At 65.4% G+C, this 20,344-nt stretch carries 20 protein-coding genes; 4 read left to right on the top strand and 16 right to left on the bottom strand.

What is annotated here, in order from left to right; genetic code table 11:
• Positions 1-3 precede the first annotated feature (3 nt).
• The 4 genes from U873_RS0103390 to U873_RS0103375 form a co-directional block, all read right to left on the bottom strand.
• A complete protein-coding gene (locus tag U873_RS0103390) occupies positions 4-1,254 on the bottom strand; it encodes an RNA polymerase sigma factor (RefSeq protein WP_025126895.1) in 1,251 nt (416 codons plus the stop codon).
• Positions 1,254-1,745, bottom strand: coding sequence for an SRPBCC family protein (locus U873_RS0103385; RefSeq protein WP_025126894.1), 492 nt, complete (start codon positions 1,743-1,745; stop codon positions 1,254-1,256). Before U873_RS0103385 ends, U873_RS0103390 begins: the two co-directional genes overlap by 1 nt.
• A 26-nt stretch (positions 1,746-1,771) precedes the next feature.
• Positions 1,772-2,116 carry a YciI family protein gene (locus U873_RS0103380; RefSeq protein WP_025126893.1) on the bottom strand — a complete coding sequence of 115 codons (345 nt, stop codon included), beginning with the start codon at positions 2,114-2,116 and terminating at the stop codon, positions 1,772-1,774.
• A 68-nt stretch (positions 2,117-2,184) separates the two neighbouring features.
• On the bottom strand, positions 2,185-2,619 hold the full coding sequence (locus U873_RS0103375) for an SgcJ/EcaC family oxidoreductase (protein WP_025126892.1): 435 nt from the start codon (positions 2,617-2,619) through the stop codon (positions 2,185-2,187).
• 184 nt (positions 2,620-2,803) lie between these two features.
• On the opposite strand from U873_RS0103375, the gene U873_RS0103370 reads away from it, so the two are divergent.
• Positions 2,804-3,289: an N-acetyltransferase gene (locus tag U873_RS0103370; RefSeq protein ID WP_025126891.1), complete on the top strand. Its 486-nt coding sequence runs from the start codon at positions 2,804-2,806 to the stop codon at positions 3,287-3,289.
• A 79-nt stretch (positions 3,290-3,368) separates the two neighbouring features.
• On the opposite strand, the gene U873_RS0103365 is transcribed toward U873_RS0103370, so the two are convergent.
• From U873_RS0103365 to U873_RS0103315, 9 genes are all read right to left on the bottom strand, one after another.
• Positions 3,369-3,875, bottom strand: a complete 507-nt coding sequence (locus tag U873_RS0103365) for a GNAT family N-acetyltransferase (protein ID WP_025126890.1) — start codon at positions 3,873-3,875, stop codon at positions 3,369-3,371.
• 358 nt (positions 3,876-4,233) lie between these two features.
• Positions 4,234-4,926 (bottom strand): response regulator, encoded by a 693-nt coding sequence (locus U873_RS0103355; RefSeq protein ID WP_025126889.1) that lies wholly within the window; start codon positions 4,924-4,926, stop codon positions 4,234-4,236.
• A complete protein-coding gene (locus U873_RS0103350; RefSeq protein WP_025126888.1) occupies positions 4,923-7,616 on the bottom strand; it encodes a sensor histidine kinase KdpD in 2,694 nt (897 codons plus the stop codon). The genes U873_RS0103355 and U873_RS0103350 overlap by 4 nt, the downstream gene beginning before the upstream one ends.
• Before the next feature lie 57 nt (positions 7,617-7,673).
• On the bottom strand, positions 7,674-9,746 hold the full coding sequence (gene kdpB, locus U873_RS0103345; protein WP_025126887.1) for a potassium-transporting ATPase subunit KdpB: 2,073 nt from the start codon (positions 9,744-9,746) through the stop codon (positions 7,674-7,676).
• A gap of 12 nt (positions 9,747-9,758) precedes the next feature.
• Positions 9,759-10,442, bottom strand: coding sequence for a potassium-transporting ATPase subunit KdpC (gene kdpC / locus U873_RS0103340; protein WP_025126886.1), 684 nt, complete (start codon positions 10,440-10,442; stop codon positions 9,759-9,761).
• Positions 10,443-10,451: 9 nt separating this feature from the next.
• Entirely contained in the window at positions 10,452-12,158 is a 1,707-nt protein-coding gene (kdpA, locus tag U873_RS0103335) for a potassium-transporting ATPase subunit KdpA (protein ID WP_025126885.1), read from the bottom strand.
• Between the two features lie 167 nt (positions 12,159-12,325).
• Entirely contained in the window at positions 12,326-12,424 is a 99-nt protein-coding gene (locus tag U873_RS0103325; RefSeq protein WP_025126884.1) for a potassium-transporting ATPase subunit F, read from the bottom strand.
• Between the two features lie 282 nt (positions 12,425-12,706).
• Positions 12,707-13,195 carry a GyrI-like domain-containing protein gene (locus U873_RS0103320; RefSeq protein ID WP_025126883.1) on the bottom strand — a complete coding sequence of 163 codons (489 nt, stop codon included), beginning with the start codon at positions 13,193-13,195 and terminating at the stop codon, positions 12,707-12,709.
• Positions 13,196-13,263: 68 nt separating this feature from the next.
• The gene (locus tag U873_RS0103315) at positions 13,264-13,926 is read right to left on the bottom strand and encodes a LysE family translocator (protein WP_025126882.1); all 663 of its coding nucleotides are present in this window, start codon (positions 13,924-13,926) and stop codon (positions 13,264-13,266) included.
• A gap of 290 nt (positions 13,927-14,216) precedes the next feature.
• Here U873_RS0103315 and alaC point away from each other — a divergent pair, with 290 nt between their 5' ends.
• Positions 14,217-15,431 (top strand): alanine transaminase, encoded by a 1,215-nt coding sequence (alaC, locus tag U873_RS0103310; protein ID WP_025126881.1) that lies wholly within the window; start codon positions 14,217-14,219, stop codon positions 15,429-15,431.
• A gap of 70 nt (positions 15,432-15,501) precedes the next feature.
• Here alaC and U873_RS0103305 read toward each other — a convergent pair whose 3' ends face one another.
• Together U873_RS0103305 and U873_RS0103300 are read right to left on the bottom strand one after the other, a co-directional pair.
• Positions 15,502-16,854, bottom strand: a complete 1,353-nt coding sequence (locus U873_RS0103305) for a GntP family permease (RefSeq protein ID WP_025126880.1) — start codon at positions 16,852-16,854, stop codon at positions 15,502-15,504.
• An 85-nt stretch (positions 16,855-16,939) separates the two neighbouring features.
• Positions 16,940-17,473, bottom strand: coding sequence for a gluconokinase (locus U873_RS0103300; protein WP_025126879.1), 534 nt, complete (start codon positions 17,471-17,473; stop codon positions 16,940-16,942).
• A gap of 215 nt (positions 17,474-17,688) precedes the next feature.
• Between U873_RS0103300 and U873_RS0103295 the strand changes: the two genes are divergently transcribed.
• A complete protein-coding gene (locus tag U873_RS0103295; protein ID WP_025126878.1) occupies positions 17,689-18,720 on the top strand; it encodes a LacI family DNA-binding transcriptional regulator in 1,032 nt (343 codons plus the stop codon).
• Between the two features lie 6 nt (positions 18,721-18,726).
• On the opposite strand, the gene U873_RS0103290 is transcribed toward U873_RS0103295, so the two are convergent.
• The gene (locus U873_RS0103290) at positions 18,727-19,347 is read right to left on the bottom strand and encodes a LysE family transporter (protein WP_025126877.1); all 621 of its coding nucleotides are present in this window, start codon (positions 19,345-19,347) and stop codon (positions 18,727-18,729) included.
• A 66-nt stretch (positions 19,348-19,413) separates the two neighbouring features.
• Between U873_RS0103290 and U873_RS0103285 the strand changes: the two genes are divergently transcribed.
• Positions 19,414-20,343, top strand: a complete 930-nt coding sequence (locus U873_RS0103285; protein ID WP_025126876.1) for a LysR family transcriptional regulator — start codon at positions 19,414-19,416, stop codon at positions 20,341-20,343.
• Position 20,344 lies beyond the last annotated feature (1 nt).

Here is a 20,344-nt window from a genome sequence, read left to right as displayed (position 1 = left end):
CGTCTAACGAGCGTCGAGCTGGGCCAGGCGGCGTTCGAGAAAGCGCCGCTCGGTGGTTTGCCGGGCCAGCGCCAAGGCGCGTTGATAGGATTCCCTGGCGGCCTCGACCTGCCCCAATTGCCGACAGAAATCGGCACGGGCGGCATGGGCCAGGTGGTAATCCTGCAAATCACCGCGCTGCAGGATCAGCTCCACCTGCGCCAGGCCGGCGGCCGCGCCGTCCCGCTTGGCCAGGGCCACTGCGCGGTTGAGTTCGATCACCGGGGAAGGCTGGCGACTCAGCAGGACATCGTACAGGCCGACGATCTGCGCCCAGTCGGTAAGCTCGGCACTGGGCGCCTCGGCATGCACCGCGGCAATCGCCGCCTGCAGGCAATAAGGCCCTGCGCGCCCGCCGCGCAAGCCCCGCTCCACCAGCCCACAGCCTTCGTCGATCAATGCCGATTGCCACAACGAGCGGTCCTGCTCATCCAGCAGGATCAGCTCGCCGTCGTCGGCAATCCGCGCCTCGCGCCGCGACTCATGCAGCAGCATCAGCGCCAGCAGGCCCATCACTTCGGGCTCCGGCAGCAGCTCCAGAAGCAGGCGCCCCAGGCGTATTGCCTCGCGGGTCAGGTCCTCACGGGTCAACTCCGGGCCCATGGACGCCGAATAACCCTCGTTGAACACCAGGTAGATCACCCGCAGGACGCTGTCCAGGCGCTCGGGCAACTCGTTCAGCGCCGGCACCTGGTAGGGAATCCCGGCATCACGGATCTTCGCCTTGGCGCGCACGATGCGCTGGGCAATGGTGGTGGGGCTGGCGAGGAAGGCCCGGGCGATTTCCTCGGTACTCAGGTCACAGATCTCCCGTAGGGTCAGGGGCACCTGGGCATCCGCCGCCAACGCCGGGTGACAGCAGGTGAAGATCAGCCGCAGGCGATCGTCTTGCACATCCTCAAGGCTCCAGTCGTCCTGTTCGAGTTGTTCCAACTGGCTGGCCAGGGCCGCCTGGGAAGCAGCGAAACGGGCCCGCCGGCGCAGGGCATCAATGGCCTTGAAGCGCCCGACGGACACCAGCCAGGCCCGGGGATTGTCCGGCACGCCATCCACCTGCCATCGCTCCACCGCAACGAAGAAGGCCTCGTGCAAGGCTTCTTCGGCCAGGTCGAAATCCCCCAGCAGGCGAATCAGGGTGGCGAGGATCCGCCGCGATTGCTCGCGGTAGACCTGCTCCACCAACGCCGTCAGCCCCGCCCCGGATGGCCCCGGCATCAGTCGGGCATGCCCCGGGTCACCAGGGCCACCAGGCGCTCCAGGCTCTGCCCCCAGCCCTCATGGAAGCCCATGGCTTCGTGGGCTTGCCGGTCGGCTTCGGTCCAATGCATCGCCCGCGCGGTGTAGAGGGTCTTGCCGCCCTGCTCCTCGAAGGTCACCTCGGCGGTCATGAAAGGTTTGCCCGAAGGAATCCAGCCGGGTACATAAGCGTCGGTGAACACCAGTCGCGACGGCGCATCAATCTCCAGAAACACCCCCATGGTCGGGTACTCGGCACCGTCCGGGGCCCGCATCAGGGTGCGAAACTGGCCACCGACCCACAGGTCCATTACACATTCCGGGGTGGTCATGCCATGGGGCCCCCACCATTGCACCAGCAGGGCCGGTTCGGTCCAGGCGCGGAAGACTTTGCTGCGGGGCGCGTCGATCAGTTGGCTGATGGACAGTTCATGCTCGGCGGGCACCCGGCCCGCAGTCTGGAAGGTCATCGCGAAACTCCTGCTTGTGGTTGTTATCAGGGATTCAATTCACGTACCGGACGTACTTCAACACTGCCCACCCGGGCCGCCGGGATGCCGGCGGCCAGCTGGATCGCTTCGTTCAAGTCGCGGGCCTCGATCAGGTAGAAGCCGGCCAGTTGCTCCTTGGTTTCGGCGAACGGGCCATCGGTGATCGCCAGCTTGCCGCCCCGCATGCGCACCGTGGTGGCGGTCTGCACCGATTGCAGGGCCTCGGCGGCGAGCATCCGCCCACTGCCCTGGACCGCTTCGGCGTAGGCCTGGCACTCGGCATCCCTGGGGCTGTCGGGCAGGCTGTGCAACAGCTGTTCGTCGCTGTAGACCAGGCAGAGGTATTTCATGGGCTTCTCCGAAAAACGAGCTGATCAACTATGGTTGCTGTTTGCCACTTTGGCGAACCGTCCGACGCTCAGGGCTGCAGGTCGAAGCGGGTGGTTCCGGTGAGCATGTCGAAGGGCGCCGACCAATGCTCGTGCACCACCTGCCACTGGCCATCGCGGCATTGATAGGCGACGGTCACCCGCATCCAGCAGGCCTTGGTCACGCCCTGGGCATCGGTGCCCCCGCAATGGGCCAGCCAGTGGGCAAACGCCAGCTCCTCGCCGGCCACCACCCGCAATTGCTCGAACTCGAAAATCCCCGCCCCGGGACAGACCTGCATGCAGGCTTCCCAGTGCGCCCGGTAGGCCGCCTTGCCCTTGAATTGCAGGGCGCCGACAGCGTCGAAGGAAATGATGTCATCCGCGTAGTGACTGACGATACGCTCGATATCCCTGGCGATCACCGCCTGTTTCCATTGGTCGATCAGCGCACGCACCTGGGTTTCATTGGATCGGCTAAGCATGGCGAAACTCCTCGAGAGTGGAATGGACCCGGACTGAGCCGTCCCCGCCATGGGGCGCTGAAAGTACTCAGTTCACCCTTAGTCGTCTGGGCCCAGGCCCCTTCGACAGCCTGCACAAAAATATTTTCCAGTCCGGCAAAATCGTTAGAATTCGCCCTCTCCCCTCACCCGACAGCGCTCCCCCGTGGCCACTCGTCTCGTGCCTTACGAACAACTCGACAGCCTGCAGCACGCACGCCTGCTGCAGCTGCAAGTGCAGCCTGGACAACAGGCCTTTTCCGGGGATATTCACGGCGCCCTGCATACCCTGATGAATGCGCCCGAAGGGGCTGTCAAAGGCCTGGCCCTGCTCGCTGACGAACTGCCGGTGGCCTTCCTCCTGCTCAAGCGTCCGCCCTGCCTGCCGGCCTGGGCCGATGCCGACAGCGCCACCCTGCACGCCCTGCAAGTGGATCGAAAGGTCCAGGGGCAGGGGTTCGGCCGTGCCTGCCTGCAAGCCCTGCCCGCCGCCGCACGGCAGTTCTGGCCGGAGCTCAAGGGGCTGATGCTGGCGGTGGATCGCGACAACCAGGTAGCGCTGGGGCTTTATCTCAAGCTGGGCTGGGTCGAGAGCGGCGATGCCTACAGGGGCCGGGTCGGCTATGAGCGCAGGATGGCTCTGGTGTTCTGAGCCCGGGCCCTGGCGAGCGATAGCCCACACCTGGCCAATTCACCGGCATGGACAAAGCCCAGCAGCTGTGGCCTCTGGATCATTGCCGAACCAGGCTGAGCATCATTTCGTGCCAGGCCATGCCGCCGTGGTCCGACTCGGAGGCCTTGAGGTAGACGAAACCAAAACGCTGGTACAGCGGCACATGGCGTTCCTTGCACATCAGGTGGATCCGCGCCTTGCCCAGCGAGGCCATGCGCGCGATGAAGGCCAGCAGCAGTTGCCGGGACAGGCCCGTGCCCTGATGGTCCGGGTGCACCACCACCGACATGATCACCACCTCGGACCCCGCCGGATCGTGGCCGATCAGTTCCTTGAACGCTTCATCGGCCATCTGCACTTCGAAGGTGGCGCCGGCGTTGATGAAACCGGCCACCACGCCTGCCACTTCGGCAACGATGAACCCCTCGGGCCAGGTGGCGATGCGGGTGGCGATCTTCTCCCGGGTCGCGGCTTCATCCCCCTCATAGGCCTGGGTCTCGATGGCAAAGCAGCGGTCCAGGTCCCTCGGCAGGACGGTGCGAATCAGTGGGGTGGAAGCGGTCATGAGCGCGAACCTGAGGTCGGTGAACGATGGGCGATTCTATCAGCAGCGGCGTCCCGGGGCGGACTTGCGTATGCATTGCATAGGGATCGCCGAGGCGTCCGTAAAGCTTGCATATAAGCCCTGGCGCCGGCAACGCCAAGGGCTTATCTATCAGGTCCCGACGCCCCGGCGCCCGCGCGTCCGGCCTGCGCGTCTTGCCTAAAGGACCTGCACCATGAGCAATACCCAGATCGGCCTGCTGTTGCTGTTCGGCATCAGCGCCTTCGGTTGCATCACCCTGTACATCGATTTTCTGCATGAGCGCCGTGACCGCAAGAACCGCTGACGCCCCCTGCCCCTGAGCCTTGGCGGAGTGGGCTCACAGCCCCACCAGGCGATAGCCCACCTGCAGCTCGGTGATCAAATGCTGGGGTTGGGCCGGGTCAGCTTCGAGTTTCTGCCGCAGGTGGGCCATGTGCACCCGCAGGTAATGGGCACGGTCGACATAGTCCAGGCCCCAGACCTCCAGCAGCAGCTGGCGATGGGTCAGGACCCGGCTCTGGCCACGGATCAGCGCGCAGAGCAGGCGGTACTCGATGGGCGTCAGGTGCACCGCTTGCCCCTCGCGGCGCACTTCATGGGTGGCCAGGTCGACCTCGATGGCGCCAAAGGCCACCTTGCTGGTGGCGGCCGCGGCACCGCTCTGGCCATGGCGCCGCAGTTGCGCGCGAATCCGCGCCAGCAATTCAGGCACGCCGAATGGCTTGGCCAGGTAATCGTCGGCCCCTGCATCCAGGGCCGCGACTTTCTCCTCCTCGCGGTCCCGGGCCGATAGCACCAGGATCGGCACCGCCAGCCAGCCGCGCAGCTCACTGATCAGTTGCTTGCCGTCGCCGTCCGGCAGTCCCAGGTCGACGATCACCAGGTCCGGCTGGCGGCTGGCGGCATGGATCAGGGCGCGCTTGACGCTGTCGGCCTCGAACACCTGGAACCCTTCGTCCTCCAGGGCGATGCCGACAAAGCGGCGGATATTGGCTTCGTCCTCGACAATCAGGATGCGTGCGCTGCTCATAGAACTTCCATCGAAGGCGGTTGGCCCGCCGGCAAGGTGATGACAAAACTCAGCCCGGCATCGGCATGAGGCTGGGCCTCGATGCGCCCGCCATGGGCTTCGACGATACGCTTGGCCAGGGCCAGCCCCAGGCCGATACCGGCCACCGCGGACTCTTGCTGCCCCCGGCTGAAGGCGTCGAACAGGCTCTGCGGCGAACTGCCCTTGGGACAGCCCGGGCCGGCGTCGCTGACCTGCAGGACGATCTGCTGATCGACCTGGCGCGCCGTGATCTGCACCAGGGTCCCGGCAGGCGTGTACTTGGCGGCGTTGTCCAGCAGGTTCACCAGCACCCGTTCCAACAGCAAGGCGTCCACCTCCACCAGGGGCAGTTGCGGCGCCATGCTGATTCGCAGTTGATGTTCGGCCAGAGGCTCGCGCAACTGGCGCAGGGCACTGCCGACAATCTCTTCCAGGGAGTTCCATTGGCGATTCAGGCGTACTCCGCGCTCCTGCATCCGCGCCATGTCCAGCAGGTTCTCGATCAGGCGTTGCATGGACGAGGCCTGGTCGTGGATGCCCCCCAGCAACTGGGTCAGGGGGTCTCCTGAAGCGTGGCGCAGCGCGGCCTCGGCAGCACCGATGATGGTGGTCAGCGGTGTGCGCAAGTCGTGGGAGATTGCCGCCAGCAAGGTGTTGCGCATGCGTTCGCCCTCCATCTGCACCACGGTGCTCTGGGCCACTTCGACGTAGTGCACCCGCTCCAGGGCAATCGCCAGCTGGCTCATGCAGGCCTCCAGCAGGCGCTGTTCCTCGGGGGCCTTGAGCCGTTCGGCGTCCGTCAGTTCCAGCACCAGCACTCCACGCACGCGCATCGGCGCCTTGAGCGGCAGGTAGCACCCCTTGGCGGCCGCCAGGGTGTCGGTGCCCTGCCCCGCCGGCTGAGCGTGGTCATAGGCCCACTGGGCAATGCTCTCGTCGATGGCCAGGGCGTTGGCACTCAGGGCCCGGACGCGATTGTCGGCATCCGGCAACGCCAGCCCGACCCGGGCCTCGAACACCCCGCTGAAGGTGCGCAGGGCCATGGCGCAGATCTGCTCCTCGGTCAGCGCCGCCGACAACTCCCGCGCCAGACCGGCCAGGGACGTGGCGCGGCGCTCGCCCTCGGCGGCGGTGCGCGCTTCATGGCGCAGGCGCGCGGTGAGCTGGCCGGTGATCAGGGCAATGCCGAGCATCAGGGCGAAGGTGAAGAAATACTGGGTGTCGTTGACCGTGAACGACCACACCGGCTGGACGAAGAAGAAGTCGAAGCACAGCACCGCCAGCATCGCCGCCCATACACCCGGGCCCCGTCCGAAGCGCAGGGCCACCAGGACCACGGTGAGCAGGAACAGCATGACCACGTTGGCCGGGTCGAAGACCTTCAGCAGCAACGCCGCCACCGCCGTGGAGGCAAAGCATGCCAGGCTGGCCCACAGGTAGGCCGGCGCACGGCTCACGGGCAGGCTGGCTTCAGGTTTGTCCGCCAGCCGCGGGCTACGACGCATTGGGCCGTTGGCGATCACGATCTGATCGATTTCCGGATGCTGGCGGCTGATCCGGTCGCCCACCGATTGATGCCACAGCTGCCACACCTTGCGCGGGTAATGCCCCAGTACCAGGCGATTGGCGTTGTGCTCGCGGGCGCAGGCCACCAGGGCTTCGGCCACGTCCATACCGGGCAGGGTCGCGGTCTCGGCGCCGAACTCGGCAGCCAGGGCCAGGGTCTTCATCGCCGCGGCATAACGGCTGGCGCCGGCGCCACGGCGCTGGGCCGAAGCCACGTGCACCACGATCCAGTCGGCTTCAAGCTTCTGTGCCAGGCGCGCAGCCTCACGCACCAGGCGCTCGTCCGCCGGATCGCCGGCCACGCCCACCAGCAGCCGCTCCCGGGCCGGCCACAGGGCATTGATCGAACGTTCGCGGCGGTAATCGCGCATCTGCGCATCGACCCGGTCGGCGGTACGGCGCAGGGTCAGCTCACGCAGGGCCAGCAGGTTGCCCTTGCGAAAAAAATTGCGTGAAGCACGCTCGGCCTGGGGCCCCATGTAGACCTTGCCGTCCTTGAGGCGGCGCAGCAGGTCATCGGGCGGCAGGTCGATCACCAGCACTTCGTGGGCTTCATCGAACAGGTGGTCGGGCACCGTCTCGCGCACGCGGATGCCGATGATCCCGCTGACGATGTCGTTAAGGCTTTCCAGGTGCTGGACGTTGAGGGTGGTCCAGACATCGATGCCGGCCCGCAGCAACTCTTCCACATCCTGCCAGCGCTTGGGATGGCGTGAACCAGGGACGTTGCTGTGGGCCAGTTCGTCCACCAGCAGCACCGCCGGGTGGCGCGCCAGGGCGGCGTCCAGGTCGAACTCCGGCAAGGCACAGTCGCGGTGCATCAGGCTATGGCGCTCCAGCACCTCCAGCCCCTGCAGCAGCTCGGCGGTTTCCCGGCGTCCGTGGGTTTCCACCACCCCCGCCACCACGTCGCGGCCCAGGTCCACCTCGCTGCGGGCAGCGGTGAGCATGGCGCAGGTCTTGCCCACCCCAGCGTTGGAGCCGAAGTAGATGCGCAGCTTGCCGCGCCGGGCCGCCTGTTCATCCTGGTGCAGTTTTTCCAGCAACGCGTCAGGGTCGGGACGACCGTCGCGGGGCGGGTGTTGAGCATCGTGCACAGCCATGAGCGTCCTTAAATGCACAACGCGGCGCTTGAAAAGCGCCGCGTTGCTTCAGTCCTGTCAAACCAGGCCGAGGCCGGCCAGCAGCATATCGATCAGCTTGATCCCGGCAAAGGGCACCAGCACCCCGCCCAGGCCATAGATCAGCAGGTTGCGGTTGAGCAGCGCCGCAGCGCCGATGGCCCGGTACTTGACCCCTTTCAACGCCAGGGGGATGAGGAACACGATGATCAGGGCGTTGAAGATCACCGCGCTGAGAATCGCCGAGTTCGGGCTGTGCAACTGCATCACGTTCAGCGCCCCCAACTGCGGGTAAGTGGCGACGAACGCGGCCGGTACGATAGCAAAATACTTGGCCACGTCGTTGGCCACGCTGAAGGTGGTCAGGGCGCCGCGGGTCATGAGCATCTGCTTGCCCACTTCCACCACCTCGATCAGCTTGGTCGGGTTGCTGTCGAGGTCGACCATGTTGCCGGCTTCCTTCGCCGCCTGGGTGCCGCTGTTCATGGCCACCGCCACGTCGGCCTGGGCCAGGGCCGGAGCATCGTTGGTACCGTCGCCGGTCATGGCCACCAGCTTGCCCTGGGCCTGGTAGTCGCGGATCAGTTGCAGCTTGTCCTCGGGCCGGGCCTCGGCGAGAAAATCGTCGACCCCGGCCTCCACCGCAATCGCCGCGGCGGTCAAGCGGTTGTCGCCGGTGATCATCACGGTCTTGATGCCCATCCGTCGCAACTCGGCGAAGCGCTCCTTGATCCCGCCCTTGACCACGTCCTTGAGCTCCACCACCCCCAGGGCCTGGGCGCCGTCGCTGACCACCAGCGGCGTGCTGCCGCGGCGCGAGACTTCATCGACCTTGGCCTGCAGCGCCGGCGGGAAGCTGCCACCCAGGGCCTCGATGTGCCGGCGGATGGCATCGGCTGCACCCTTGCGGATGCTGCGGCCGTGCGGCAGGTCGACGCCGCTCATGCGGGTCTGGGCGGTGAACTGCACGAAACTGGCGCCCAGGGCCTCTACGTCGCGCCCACGGATGTCGAACTTCTGCTTGGCCAGCACCACGATGCTGCGGCCCTCCGGGGTTTCGTCCGCCAGGGAAGCCAGTTGCGCGGCGTCCGCCAGTTCGCTGTCCTTGATCCCCGGAGCCGGCAGGAAGGCGCTGGCCTGGCGGTTGCCCAGGGTGATGGTGCCGGTCTTGTCCAGCAGCAGCACGTCCACGTCCCCCGCCGCCTCCACCGCGCGCCCGGAGGTGGCGATGACATTGGCCGACATCATCCGGCTCATGCCCGCCACGCCGATGGCCGAGAGCAGCCCACCGATGGTGGTGGGGATCAGGCACACCAGCAAGGCCACCAGCACCGTGGCGCTGATCACGCTGCCGGTGCCGCTCATGGCCACGGCGAAGATCGAATACGGGCTCAGGGTCACGATCACCAGCAGAAACAGCAGGGTCAGGCCCACCAGCAGGATGGTCAGGGCCACCTCGTTGGGGGTTTTCTGGCGCTTGGCCGACTCCACCATGGAGATCATGCGGTCCAGGAACGACTCGCCGGGGTTGACGCTGATGCGCACCACCAGCCAGTCCGACAGCACCCGGGTGCCGCCGGTGACCGAGGAAAAATCGCCCCCGGCCTCGCGGATCACCGGTGCCGACTCGCCGGTGATGGCGCTCTCGTCGACCGTGGCCACGCCTTCGATGACCTCGCCATCCAGGGGCACTAGGTCACCGGCCTCGATCAGCACCACCATGTCCTTGCGCAGTTCACTGGCGGCCATGGGCAGCCAGGCCGCGCCATGGCGGGGCTGTTGCAGCAGCTTGGCCAGGGTCTGGCGCTTCATCCCCTTGAGGCTCGCGGCCTGGGCCCGGCTGCGGCCCTCGGCCAGGGCCTCGGCGAAGTTGGCGAACAGCACGGTGAACCACAGCCACAGGGCAATGCTCAGGATGAAGCCACTGGAGGCCTCGCCCTCGCCACCCAGGGACTGCAGCCACAACAGCGTGGTGAGCAGGCTGCCCAGGTAGACCACGAACATCACCGGGTTCTTCCACTGCGCCTGGGGCAGCAGTTTCTTCACTGAGTCCAGGCAGGCCGTGAGCAGCAGCCCACGGTCGAACAAAGGTGTACGAGCGTTATTACTCATGATCGCTGTCTCTTACTCACTGGCCGCAAGCGGCGAGGCATGCACGGGTGCCAAGGCATCCAGCGCGAGGTTCAGTTGCAGCACATTGACCCGGGGCTCGCCCAACAGGCCGAAGGTGCGGCTTTGGCTGTGGTCCTGCAGCAGTGCTTCCAGGTCTACCCGGGGCAGGTGCCGCAGGCGGGCCACCCGGTTCAGTTGCAGTTGGGCGTTGGCCAGGGAGATGTGCGGGTCCAGGCCGGAAGCCGAGGCGGTCACCGCGTCCACTGGCACCGGCATGTCCGCCGCCAGGCCGTTGAGCTGGCGGTAGGCGCTGACCCGCGCCGCCACGCTGTCCAGCAGCTTCTGGCTGGTGGGCCCCAGGTTGCTGGCACCACTGGCCCCGGCGTTGTAGGGCTGGGGCACGCTCTTGCTCGGGTCCAGCGGATCGCTGCCCAGGGTCATGCTCGGACGGCCCTGGAAATACTCCGGGCGGTCGAACGCCTGGCCGATCAGCGCCGAGCCCACGACCCGGCCATCACGCTGCACCAGGCTGCCCTGGGCCTGGAACGGAAACAGCAGGTTGGCCAGCACGGTGGTGGCCAGCGGGTAGGCCACGCCGGTCAGCAGCATGAAGAACACCGCCGCCACCAGCACCGGGCGCAACAGGCCCTTGAACAGCACCGTGCGGGTGCCTTGGCTTTGCATTTGCGTCGTCATCACAACCCCTTACTTGTAGGTCTGGCCGGCCAGCAACTGCAGTTGCTCCACCAGCGGGCCGAGCGCGAGGGCCGGCAGAAAGGTCAGGCCACCGACCACCAGCACCACGAACACCACCAGCAACATGAACAGCGGCGTCGCGGTGGGAATGGTGCCGGCCCCGGCCGGGATGTTCTTTTTCGCCGCCAGGGAGCCGGCCACGGCGAGCATCGGCAGCATGGTGAAGAAGCGCCCCATGAGCATCGCCAGACCGATGGTGGTGTTGAAGAACGGCGTGTTGGCGTTCAGGCCGGCAAACGCCGAACCGTTGTTGGCGGTGCCCGAAGCGTAGGCGTAGAGCACCTCGCTGAAGCCATGGGGGCCAAGGTTGTTGAGGCTGTTGAGGGTGCCCGGCCAGAGCGCCGCCAGGGCAGTGAAGCCGAGGATGCAGATGGGGTGTGCCAGGACCGAGAGCATCACCAGCTTGATCTCCCGTGCCTCGATCTTCTTGCCGAGGAACTCCGGGCTGCGGCCGATCATCATGCCCACCAGGAACACCGTCAGCAGGGCGTACTGGATCAGGTTGATAAAGCCCACACCGTCACCGCCGAACACGCAGTTGAGCATCATCTGCGCCAGGGGCACGAAGCCGCCCATGGGGGTCAGCGAGTCGTGCATGGCGTTCACCGAGCCGGTGGTGGCGCCGGTGGTGGTGGTGACGAACAGTGCGGTGTCGGCGATGCCGAAGCGCAGCTCCTTGCCTTCCATGTTGCCGCCGCTCTGGGTCGCCGAGAGTTGCTGGTCGGCACCGGCCTGGGTCAGCAGCGGGTTGCCGCCCTGCTCCGCGCTGAACACGATGGCCAGGAAGCCGATGAACATCACCAGGAAGGTGCCGAAGAACACCCAGCCCTGGCGCCGGCGCAACAGCATGCTACCGAAGGTGTAGGTCAGCGCCGCAGGGATCAGCAGCATGCTGAGGATGTGCAGGACGTTGGTCAGCGGCGTCGGGTTCTCGAACGGATGGGCCGCGTTCATGCTGAAGAAGCCGCCACCGTTGGTGCCGATGTGCTTGATCGACTCGAAGCTGGCCACCGCGCCGACGATCAACTGCTGCCGGGAGCCTTCCAGGGTGGTGGCCAGGGCCTCGGAGTTCAGGGTCTGGGGCATGCCCTGCCAGACATAGACCAGGGCCATGACCAGGCACAGCGGCAGCATTACCCGGTACAGGACGCGGGTGAAGTCCACCCAGTAGTTACCAATATCGGCCGAGCTGGAACGGCTCAGGCCGCGAATGAAGCCGGCCGCGGCGACAACGCCTGCGGTAGCGCCGACGAACATCAGGAAGGTGATCACCGCCATCTGGCTGAAGTTCGACAGGCTGCTCTCCCCCGAGTAGGCCTGCCAGTTGGTGTTGGTAATAAAGGACGCGGCGGTGTTGAACGCCAGGTCCGGGGTCTGCGCCGCCAACCCCAGGGGGTTGAGGGGCGTCAGCCCTTGCAGGCGCAGCAGCAGGTAGCCCAGCAGCATCATCGCCGCATTGGACAGCAACAGCGCCGAGCCATAACGGGCCCAGCCCATGCCTTCGCCGGGGTCGATGCCCAGCAGGCGGTAGGTGGCCCGCTCCGGCAGGGCGTGGGTGCGGGCGCTGAAGACCCGGGCCAGCCACTTGCCCATGAGCACGGTAAGCCCGGTCATCACCCCGAGAATCACCGCGTATTCCAGCACAGTACTCAACATGTCGATGCTCCGTTCAAATCTTGCCCATGGCGACAATGACCAGGGCCGTCAATCCAAAGAACCCCAGGGACAGGCCCACGAAGATCAAGTCGTACATGGCGGGTTTCCTTTCTCGAAAAAGCCCGGGTGGGCGAATGCAGCGGCAGGGAAAACACGGCGTGCGCTCATCAGATGTGCTCGGCACGGACCAGCGCGTAACCCAGGTAGGCGAACAGCAGCACGGCGCAGAAACCACAGGCGCCATAGATGAATTGCAGTGTCAGCAAGGCAGTTCCCCTTTATCCATTAGGGCCGCGCCTGGACCATCGACAGCGGTCACGGGCACAGCCGTTCAGGGCGCCCGCAAAGGGGCGCCGCCAGGGAAGCGTGGCCGGCATGGCGCCACGCTTCTCTGCGCCACGCAGGTTAGGTGACGGCGCATCAAGGTCGGGCACTGATTGCGGGGGGCGGTATTAAGACGGCGTATAGAAGGGGGAACTGCGCGGGCCTGTTGCAGGGTATGGCGCGCCAGGCAAAGTGCCGGGGGCGGGCCAACGCCCCCGGCGCCGTCAGTCGCTTTTGAGCGGGAGCCAGATCTCCAGCACTCCGCTGCCGGTGTCCGGGTTGAAGTCGGCGCTGTAGCGCTCGAACCCCGGCGCATCAACGGCCTGGCGACCGGATCGAGGCAGCCAGGTGTTCCAGATGTAGTCGAAGGTCCGGGGCAGGTCCTGCAGGGCACCGCTGTGCTCGAACACGGCGTAGTGCTGCGGCTGTATTTCGATCCAGCGATAGCTCTCGGGCAGGTCGTCGAGCTTGCTGATCTCGACCCCGGCGATGTATTCGAAACCACCCTGGTCGTCGGGGTTGCAGCAGATGCCGTAGGTCATTTCATCGACCTGTCCCGGCACCTTGCCGATGTGGGGAATGAAACGTTGCCACAGCAGGCCGATGTCCTGGCGGGTCTCTGGAGTAAACCGCTGGCCAAGGCCGGCAATCAGCAGAAAACGCTCCCTTTCGAAGCGCGGCTGCGGACCGGCGCCCTGTTTTTGCTCATCCATGAAAGCCACTCCTGCCGCTGAAAGATAGGTTCGGCACAGAGTATAGAAGCCAATCGCCAATCCCAGGATCAGAGCGCCGGAAGGTCCGCTACCCCGGCGCCAACGATGAACTCCTGATAACCGGATAGGATCACGTAGACCGCGAAATAGCAGAAGATCGCCGCCGATGCCAGGTAGGAATAGCGCAAGAGCCTATCTCCCAGCAGCTTGCCGCCCTGGGTCGCGACCAGGCACAGGCCCATGGTCCAGACCAGCCCGGCACTGAAGAAACCGGCCAGGAACAGCCCGGAATCGGCGATCGAGCCGCCCCCGGATCGGGCAATCAGGGTGCCGCCCACCGCAGCGAACCAGAGGATCGCACTGGGGGAGGACATGGCCAGGAAGATCCCGCGCAAGAACTCCTTGCGTGGCGAGCCGTGGTCCACCTCGCCGGCCTCGGCCAGCACCGCACTGTGGTGGATCGCGGCGTAGATCATCTTCGCCGCAAAGTACGCCAGCAGCGCCGATCCACCGATCCACAATACCCAGCGCACGCTGTCGTACTGCAGCAGCACGCTCATTCCGGCCAGGGCCAATACGGCATAGACCAGGTCGCCGACGCAGGTCCCCAGGCCCAGGCAGAAACCCTGGAAATAGCCCCGCTGCATGGCCAGGGTGATCATCGCGATATTGGCCACGCCGATGTCCAGGCACAGTGAAAGGCTCAGCAGAAAGCCGCTGGAAAACTCCATCATTCATCCCGTTTGAGGTTGTTGTTCGAAGAGGTGGCGACCCGTTGCCCCCCCGAAAAGGCCACGGGCAGAGGATCGTCGCTGCCGGTGCAGGCAAGAAGCGTGCACGTTATATCGGCAAAGCCCCCGGGCTCGCAAATCCCCCGGCGCCACCACCGGTGCCCGGCAGAATATTTTCCAGGGCCTCTGGACAAGCCCTTGCCGGCGCCCTTATCGTCTGCCCCGCAGGCCACCGCAGTGGCCAACGTCGCTCGGACGGTTCCGGGCGCTTACGTCTTTTCGAGGCAACAATGGCCGAACAAGGTTCGCCGCGCCGCTTTGCGCGCATTGATCGACTCCCCCCCTACGTTTTCAATATCACTGCCGAGCTGAAGATGGCTGCGCGTCGGCGCGGCGAAGACATCATCGACTTGAGCATGGGTAACCCCGACGGCCCCACGCCGCCGCATATCGTCGAGAAACTGGTCACCGTCGCCCAACGCGAAGACACCCACGGCTACTCCACTTCCAAGGGCATTCCGCGGCTGCGCCGGGCGATTTCCCGCTGGTACAAGGACCGCTACGAGGTCGACATCGACCCGGAAAGCGAAGCCATCGTCACCATCGGTTCCAAGGAAGGCCTGGCGCACCTGATGCTCGCCACCCTGGACCAGGGCGACACGGTGCTGGTGCCCAACCCCAGCTACCCGATCCACATCTACGGCGCGGTGATCGCCGGAGCCCAGGTGCGCTCGGTGCCGCTGATCCCCGGCGTGGACTTCTTCGCCGAGCTGGAGCGGGCGATCCGCGGCTCGATCCCCAAGCCGAAGATGATGATCCTCGGCTTCCCGTCCAACCCCACCGCACAGTGCGTGGAGCTGGACTTCTTCGAACGGGTGATCGCCCTGGCCAAGCAGTACGACGTGCTGGTGATCCACGACCTGGCCTACGCCGACATCGTCTACGACGGCTGGAAAGCCCCGTCGATCATGCAGGTGCCGGGGGCCAAGGACATCGCCGTGGAGTTCTTCACCCTGTCCAAGAGCTACAACATGGCCGGCTGGCGCATCGGCTTCATGGTCGGCAACCCGGAGCTGGTCAACGCCCTGGCGCGGATCAAGAGCTACCACGACTACGGCACCTTCACCCCGTTGCAGGTGGCGGCGATTGCTGCCCTGGAAGGTGATCAGCAGTGCGTGCGGGACATCGCCGAGCAGTACCGGCAACGACGCAATGTGCTGGTCAAGGGCCTGCACGAGCTGGGCTGGATGGTCGAGAACCCCAAGGCCTCGATGTATGTCTGGGCCAAGATCCCCGAGGCCTATGCCGCGATGGGCTCCCTGGAGTTCGCCAAGAAGCTGCTGGCCGAGGCCAAGGTCTGTGTCTCGCCGGGCGTCGGTTTCGGCGAATACGGCGACGATCACGTGCGCTTCGCCCTGATCGAGAACCAGGACCGCATTCGTCAGGCCGTGCGCGGTATCCGTGGCATGTTCCGCGCCGATGGGCTGGTCAGCAAGACGTCCTGAGCGCCGATGACCAGGCACAAAAAAACCGCAGCCATGCGGTTTTTTTGTGCCCGTGTTGCAGCGGTGAGCCTTACACCACCAGCGACAGCAGCAGGATAAAGATCAGGCCCACCACCGAGAGGATGGTTTCCATCGCGGTCCAGGTCTTGAAGGTCTCGGCCACGGTCATGTTGAAGTACTGCTTGACCAGCCAGAAACCGGCGTCGTTGACGTGGGACAGGATCAGCGAGCCGGCGCCGGTGGCCAGCACCAGCAGCTCGCGGTTGACCCCGGGGATCATCCCCACCACCGGCACCACGATGCCGGCACCGGTGATGGTGGCCACGGTGGCCGAACCGGTGGCGATACGGATCACCGCGGCTACCAGCCAGGCCAGGAGGATCGGCGAGATCTGCGCGTTGACCGCCATGTGGCCGATCACGTCGCCCACGCCGCTGGTCACCAGCATCTGCTTGAAGCCGCCGCCGGCGCCGATGATCAGGATGATCGCCGCAGTCGGCGCGAGGCTTGCGTCCAGCAGCTTGAGGATCTGCTTGGAACCGATGCCCTGCTTGTGGCCGAAGGTGTAGAGCGACAACAGCAAGGCCAGCAGCAGTGCGCTGATCGGGTGACCGATCATGTCCATCCAGATGCGGAAGAAATGCCCGTCGGGCAGCACCACGTCAGCGAAGGTCTTGAGCAGCATCAGGAACACCGGCAGCAGCACGGTGGCCAGGGTCACGCTGAAGCTTGGCAGGTTGGTGTTCTCGTTTTCCCGCGCCAGCTGGTCCACCAGTTCCTGGGATGGGTGGCCCGGGATGTACTTGGCAATGAAGGTGCCGTAGATCGGACCGGCAATGATCGCGGTCGGCAGGGCGACGATCAGGCCATAGAGAATGGTCTTGCCGATGTCGGCGCCGAACACGCCGATGGCCAGCAATGGCCCCGGGTGCGGCGGAACCAGGCCGTGCACCGCCGACAGGCCGGCCAGCAGCGGGATGCCGATCTTGATGATCGAGACACCGGTGCGCCGGGCCACGATGAACACCAGGGGGATCAGCAGGACGAAACCGATCTCGAAGAACAGCGGGATGCCCACCAGGAACGCGGCGAACATCATCGCCCATTGCACCCGCTCCTTGCCGAACGAGCGGATCAGGGTCTGGGCGATCTGATCGGCGCCACCGGACTCGGCCATCATCTTGCCGAGCATGGTGCCCAGCGCGAGGATGATGCCGACAAAACCCAGCACCCCGCCGAAGCCGTCCTGGAACGCCTTGATGATCTTGTCCACCGGCATGCCCGAAGTCAGGCCGAGAAAGCCTGCAGCAATGGTCAGGGCAATGAAGGGATGCAGCTTGAAACGGGTGATCAGTACGATCAGCCCGATGATGGTGACCACTGCATCAACCAGCAGATAGGTCTCTTGGGACATGCCAAACATGGGGGGTGCCTCCGGTTTGTTGTTTTTATTAAAGCGTTAAAAACAAGGGCCGAGTGGGATAGCGCTACCTTTTTCCAGCCAGCACTTAATGTGAAGATTCAGAGTCATGCTCCAGCCACCATTGATCGGCCAGTTCGGCCAGGCGCTGGACACTCAGGGTGCTGGCATCCAGGGCCAGGGTGAGCGGCTCCCCCACCGGGGATTCGAGGGTGGCGAACTGACTGTCGATCAGGGTCGACGGCATGAAATGCCCTGGCCGATGCGCCACGCGGTCGGCGGCGACGGCGGGCGTCAGTTCGAGAAACACGAAGCCCAGGCCCGGCGTCGCAGTGCGCAGGCGCTCGCGGTACTTGCGCTTCAATGCCGAGCAGGTCAGCATCGGACGCTGGCCGGCAGCCAGGGCACGACGCAGTTCATCGCACAGGCTGTCGAGCCAGCCGGCGCGGTCGTCGTCGTCGAGGGGAATACCGGCACTCATCTTGGCGATGTTCGCGGCAGGGTGGAACGTATCGCCTTCAATGGCCGTGGCGCCATTGCGCTGGCACAGGGCCTGGCTGACGCTGGACTTGCCGCAGCCGGCGACACCCATGATGACCAGGGCGGTAATCGATTGACTCATGTAACACCTCAGCGCGCAGACAGCGCTACCTTCGCTAGTTCTAGTTCTAGTACAAAAACAGTGTCTGCCGACGCCTTCTTGTCATTTTTGTGGGTTGCCGCGTATATAGTCCGCCAAACCAAAGAGCGAGGGTCAGGCACACCTCGCTCACGCATTGCAGCTGTCTCAGGACAGCGCTACCTTAGTGACTTGAATTTTGTTTGGCAAGCCGTCTGATGACCACTCATAAAAACGACAAAAACACCCGCACCACGGGGCGCCCCACCCTCAATGAAGTGGCACGCCTGGCTGGCGTCAGCCCGATTACTGCCTCCCGGGCCCTGCGCGGCATCAGCAGCGTGGCCACCGACCTGGTGGAAAAGGTGCAGAAGGCCGCGCTGGAGTTGAACTACGTGGTCAACTCCGCCGCCCGCGCCCTGGCCTCGGCCCAGAGCCAGTCGGTGGTGGTGCTGGTGCCGTCGCTGTCGAACCTGCTGTTCATCGAGACCCTGGAAGCCATCCATCAGGTCCTGCGGCCCAAGGGCTTCGAAGTGCTGATCGGCAATTGCCACTATTCCCGGGACGAAGAAGAGAACCTGCTGCGCAACTATATGACCTATCAGCCGCGGGGCCTGCTGCTGACCGGTTTCGACCGCACCGAAAGCGCCCGGCGGATGATCGAGGCGAACAATATTCCCTGCGTCTACATGATGGACCTGGACTCCGGCGCCGGGCTCAACTGTGTCGGCTTCTCGCAACTGAACGCCGGCGAGACGGCCGCCCAGCACCTGATTTCCCGCGGGCGCAAGCACCTGGCCTACGTCGGCGCCCAGCTGGACCAGCGCACCCTGCTGCGCGGCGAGGGGTTCCGCCGCGCCCTGCAGCAAGCCGGGCTGTACAACCCCGACCTGGAGCTGCTGACCCCGCGCCCATCGTCGGTCGGCCTGGGCGCGGAGCTGTTCCTGCAACTGATGCAGAGCCAGCCCCAGGTGGATGCGATCTTCTTTGGCAATGACGACCTGGCCCATGGCGCACTGCTCGAAGCCATGCGCTGCGGGATCAAGGTTCCCGAGCAAGTGGCGGTACTGGGCTTCAACGACCTGCCCGCCTCTGAGCACATGGTGCCGCGCCTGAGCAGCATCAGTACCCCACGGGAAGCCATCGGCCGCCGCGCCGCCGAACAGATGCTGACCCTGCTGGCGGGCAACAGCGTGGCCGAACCGGTGGTGGACATGGGCTTCGAACTGCGAGTCCGGGAAAGCACCTGACCCCGTTCAGGGCCTGATGCTCAGGACACTGAGCAACAGGCCGAAGCCCACCAGCACGACACCGAACACCTGATCGATCCGGCGCTTGTAGGCCAGCAGCCGGCCGGCAATCGCCGGCGCCGAGAAAAACAGCGCCACCAGCACGAACCACAGCACGTGGGCCAGGACGATGATCGCGCCGTAGCCGATCTGCACCGGCAGGGCCGTGCCCGGCTGGATCACCTGCATGAACAGGCTGAGGACGAAAATCATCGTCTTGGGGTTCAGGGCATTGGTCAGAAAGCCACTGCGCAACGCACCCCAGGCCGACATCCCGAGCTCTGCCGCCCCTTCCTCCCCCGGGCGCCGCACAGGGCTGCGCAACAGCTTGATACCGAGGTAGATCAGGTACAGCGCCCCGGCGATCTTCAGCCCGTTGAACCACAGCAGCGACTGCTGCAACAGCACCCCCACCCCCAGCAGGCTGTAGCCGATATGCACCATGACCCCGAGCCCGATCCCCAGGGCCGTGAGCACTCCGTGGCGACGGGAAAGCAACAGGCTGTTGCGGGTGACCAGGGCAAAGTCGGCCCCGGGGCTGAGTACCGCGAGAATGGTAATGGTGATAACGAGTAACAGTTCAGTCACGTTGAATACGCCTAGGCTATAGAATCAGGCGCTACTGTATTGGGACCCTTGCCCAGGCCGATAACGATGAAAACTGACACTCATGGTGATAAAAACTCACAGCTCGCGCGACGACGCCTGCCCCCGCTGAGCGCCTTGCGCTGCTTCGAAGCCGCTGCACGCCTGGAAAGCTTCACCCAGGCCGGGGCAACCCTGCACCTGACCCACGGCGCCATCAGCCGTGCCGTGCGCGCCCTGGAAGAAGACCTCGGCACCCCACTCTTCGAGCGCCGTAGCCAGCGGGTCTTTCTCACCGCCGCCGGAGCCGAACTGCTGCACAGCGTGACCCAGGCCCTGGACCTGATCGAGCACACCGCCAGCCGCCTGCGGGCCCCGGCTCCCGAGGCGCCGCTGGTGTTGTCCTGCGAGCCGACCCTGTTGATGCGCTGGCTGATTCCGCGCATGCCGGGCTTCTATGCCGAGCACCCCGAGGTCGCGATCCAGTTGCTCGCCGGTGGCGGGCCCTTTTCGTTCCATGCCGGGATCGACCTGGCGATCCGCCGCAACGACTTTGCCTGGAGCCGCGAGACCCAGGCCCACTGGCTGTTCGACGAAGCCATAGGCCCGGTGTGCCGCCCCGAGCGTCAGGCCGACTGGACACCCGCCCCCAAGGGCACGCCATCACTGACGGAACAGGCCCCGCGCCTGCACAGCGCCACCCGGCCACAGGCCTGGGAACAGTGGCTGCAACTCAAGCAATTACCGGGGGCGCCAAGCGCCCAGGAGCAGGTCTTCGAACACTTCTATTTCAGCCTGCAAGCGGCCGTGGCGGGGCTGGGGCTGGCCATCGCCCCCTGGCAACTGGTGCGTGATGACCTGGCCGGCGGGTTGCTGGGTGCCCCCTTCGGCTTTGTCGCCGATGGCAGCGCCTATTACCTGCTCTCCCCCCAGGCCGTGGACCCGGATTCGGCAACCGCAAAACTGCTGCACTGGCTACGCCGGCAAGCCCTGCCGTAAG

The sequence above is a fragment of the Pseudomonas sp. PH1b genome (assembly GCF_000633395.1).
In the GTDB taxonomy this organism is placed as follows: Bacteria; Pseudomonadota; Gammaproteobacteria; order Pseudomonadales; family Pseudomonadaceae; genus Aquipseudomonas.
The sequence above is the reverse complement of the archived record's forward strand: the minus strand, read 5'-3'. Positions and strand labels throughout refer to the sequence as shown.